Annotated in this window: 2 protein-coding genes; one reads left to right on the forward strand and one right to left on the reverse strand. The window is 56.8% G+C overall.

What is annotated here, in order from left to right:
* Positions 1-92 precede the first annotated feature (92 nt).
* Entirely contained in the window at positions 93-719 is a 627-nt protein-coding gene (locus RT340_RS22370; RefSeq protein WP_313377846.1) for a response regulator, read from the forward strand.
* 13 nt (positions 720-732) lie between these two features.
* Here RT340_RS22370 and RT340_RS22375 read toward each other — a convergent pair.
* The coding region (locus RT340_RS22375) for an ATP-binding protein (RefSeq protein ID WP_313377848.1) at positions 733-3,241 on the reverse strand (2,509 nt) is incomplete at its 5' end.

Here is a 3,241-nt window from a genome sequence, read left to right on the forward strand (position 1 = left end):
TCAATTTGAAGCTGATGCCTGACGGTTAATGACGCACGTCAATTCACCCAGCCGCTCTACTTTATCGGTCAATGCGCGGGACGGGGTGAAAAATGGAAAAGGTACTGATTGTTGACGATCATCCAATCACGCGATTAGCGCTCAAGATACTGCTTGAAGAAGATAATCGGGTAGTCGTAGATGAAGTGGGCGATGGCATTCAGGCTATAAAGTTTGTGAAAAAACTGCAGCCGGATTTAGTGATTATTGATATCGATATCCCGGTGCTCAACGGTATCGATGTCATCAAGCGTGTGCGCCAGAGCGGGCACAAGAGAGGCATTCTGGTGCTCTCCGGCAAAGACAGCGAGCACTATATCCGTCGCTGTGCCATAGCGGGTGCCAACGGATTTATCAGTAAGTGCAAAGAGTTAACCGAGCTGAGAGATGCGATTCGCGCTATCAGCAAAGGATATGCCTTTTTCCCGATGAATTGTGCGCGTCAGGGCTTGCATCTTGAGGATGAAAACAGCGACCAGCGCAAAATTGACGAACTGTCGCCCAAAGAGCTGAATGTATTGCGGCAGCTGGCGCGCGGCGAGAAAGTGGTGGATATTGCGCGAGGCATGAACATCAGCGATAAGACCGTCAGCACCTATAAAAGCCGGCTGATGATGAAGCTGGAGTTAAAGAACCTGGTGGATGTGCTCTATTTTGCCCAGCGGCACAACCTGGATTGAGGCGCTGGGCATATCATGCGCTGAACTCGTCTTTGAGAAAGGTTTCGATAGCCTGATTCAACACATGCACGCAGCCCAGCGTTTCATCAAGCATCTGGCCGAGATGGCGTTCATCGGCTGGGGCGCTACAGGCTTGCTCTAATTCGCGGCACTGATCGGCAATCGAGACTGCGCCGATGATCTGCACCGAACCTGCCAGACGGTGCAGGCTGCGCTCCAGCGCGGGCCAGTCGCGATTGTCGAAACAGGCGCAGGCAACCTGCATATCATGCAAATTTTCATCGCGGGTAGCGCTGAGCAGGCGCTGCAGCATCTCGTTGTCCTGATGAGCCAGTTCGCGCAGGGCGTTGAGGTCGAGCAGATGATTCAGTGCGACATGGCCGGGATAGGGCACAACAGTCGGGCGCGGCACTCTTTGCAGCAGTGCTTCCAGCTGCGGCAGGCGCAACGGTTTGAACAGGCAGTCATCCATGCCTGCTTCCAGGCAGCGCGATCGCTCTTCCGGCTGGGCGTTGGCGGTCAGTCCCATAATGGTGAGCGGCTCGCGCTGTTTTTTACGCAGTTCGCGCGTCAGGGTGAAGCCATCCATCACCGGCATGCTGCAATCGGTGATCACCAAATCAATCTGGTTTTCCTGCCACAGCCACAGCGCCTGTTCGCCATCCTCGGCTTCGATCACTTTGTGTCCCAGTCGGGTGAGCTGGCGTTTCAGCAGCAGGCGGTTGGCGGGATGATCATCCACCGTCAGGATGGTTAACGGCAGGCCGCAGGCATCTTGCTGGCGAACCTGCTCAACCGGCGCGCTCACCGCTTCACGACAATCCACCGGGATACGCACGCAGATGCGGGTGCCGCGCCCCGGCTGGCTGTGCAGCGTCAGGCTGCCCGCCATCATCGCCACCATTTGTTCGCAAATCGCCAATCCAAGTCCGGTGCCGCGCTGTTTTTTGCCCGATGCGGACTGTTCGTAAGGATTGAATATCAGTTGCTGATCCTCTTCGCTGATGCCGATGCCGGTATCCTGCACCGTGAGTTCCAGCGTCGCGCGATCGCCTTCTCCAGGTTTGCTACGCACTTGTACTTCCACCGTGCCGCGCTCGGTGAATTTGATGGCGTTGCTGATCAGGTTGGAAAGGATTTGCCGCAGACGCATCGGATCCAGCAGCAGTTCATCTGGATGCAGCACATCAATCTGATAGTGCAGCAGCAATCCTTTCTGGCGCGCCAGCCCTTCGAACACGCGCACCACCGGTTCGGCCAGCGTATCGAAGCGCACCCATTCCGGCGACAGTTCCAGCTTGCCCGATTCGATTTTCGCCATGTCGAGGATATCGCCAATCAGCCCCATCAGCGATTGCGCGGATTCATAGGCGACGCGCACCGATTCTTTATCGCACGGTTGTTGCAGACGATTGGCGACCGCCAGCTCCAGTAAGCCAATAATCGCGCTGATCGGCGTGCGGATTTCGTGGCTCATAGTGGCGAGGAAGGTACTTTTGGTGCGGTTAGCTTGTTCGGCGCGCTCGCTGGCCTGCAGCAGATCGCGGGTCAGTTGTTCATGTTCCGTCACATCCTGCCAGCTGCAAATCATTCCGGCGATGTTGCCGTGATTATCGCGAAACGCCACTGCGCGGTGGATGACATCACGCAGTTCGTGGCCGTTATTGATCTGGCCGCGCTGTGGTGTCATCTCCATTGACGTTTGTTCCGCCAGTAAGGCCATTTGCGCCTGGCAAATAGCGTGCAACGGATGCGCGCTGTCGCTGAGCGGCAATTGGCTGATATTGGAGTGTGCATCGTTGAAGAACTGGCTCCAGGCCGGATTTTTGTTGGTCATCTCGCCTTTGTGGTCAATGACGTAAATCGGCACCGGCGTGCCGTTGAACAGGGTTTTCTGGAAGGTGGCCTGTTCCTGCAGTCGCGCCTGCGCCTCTTTACGCTGACGCACCGCGCGGTGCAGATGGTAGTTCCAGAACAGTGAGGTGATCACCAGCACCGCGAAGATTCCCGCCAGCCAGTAAAACTCGTGTCGATAGGCCATCCAGGTGTCGAGTTTGACATCGGGCGTGCCCTGCCATTTCATCGCCAGCAGCGAGATATCGCGCGGCGGGATGGTCGCCAGCACCTTGTTCAGGATGCTCAGCAGTTCCGGGTTATCGCGCCCTACGGCAAAGGCGATCCGCGCGGGATTTTCCCCGAGGCGCGAGACAATCTGCAGGCGATTACTGAAGTAACGATCGATCATGTAGCGCGCGGCAATTAGGTTATTCACCGCGCTATCCACCCGACCTTCATTCACCATCTGTAGTGCAATACTGGCGTTCTCAACGGTGACCAACTTGATGTGGGGGAAATTTTCCGTCAGCCAGCCGGTGAGCTCATGCTGGGGCGTAATCGCCAGCGTGTCGGTGTCATTGAGTGATTTGGGCGCACCCAGCGTGTTTTTGCTCACCAGCACATACGGCGGCAGCACGTAAGGGCGGGAGAAGAGGGCGCGCGCTTCACGCTGCGGGCTGTGGGCC

This window comes from Pantoea sp. CTOTU50773, assembly GCF_032082325.1.
GTDB classification, from domain to species: domain Bacteria; phylum Pseudomonadota; class Gammaproteobacteria; order Enterobacterales; family Enterobacteriaceae; genus Pantoea; species Pantoea communis.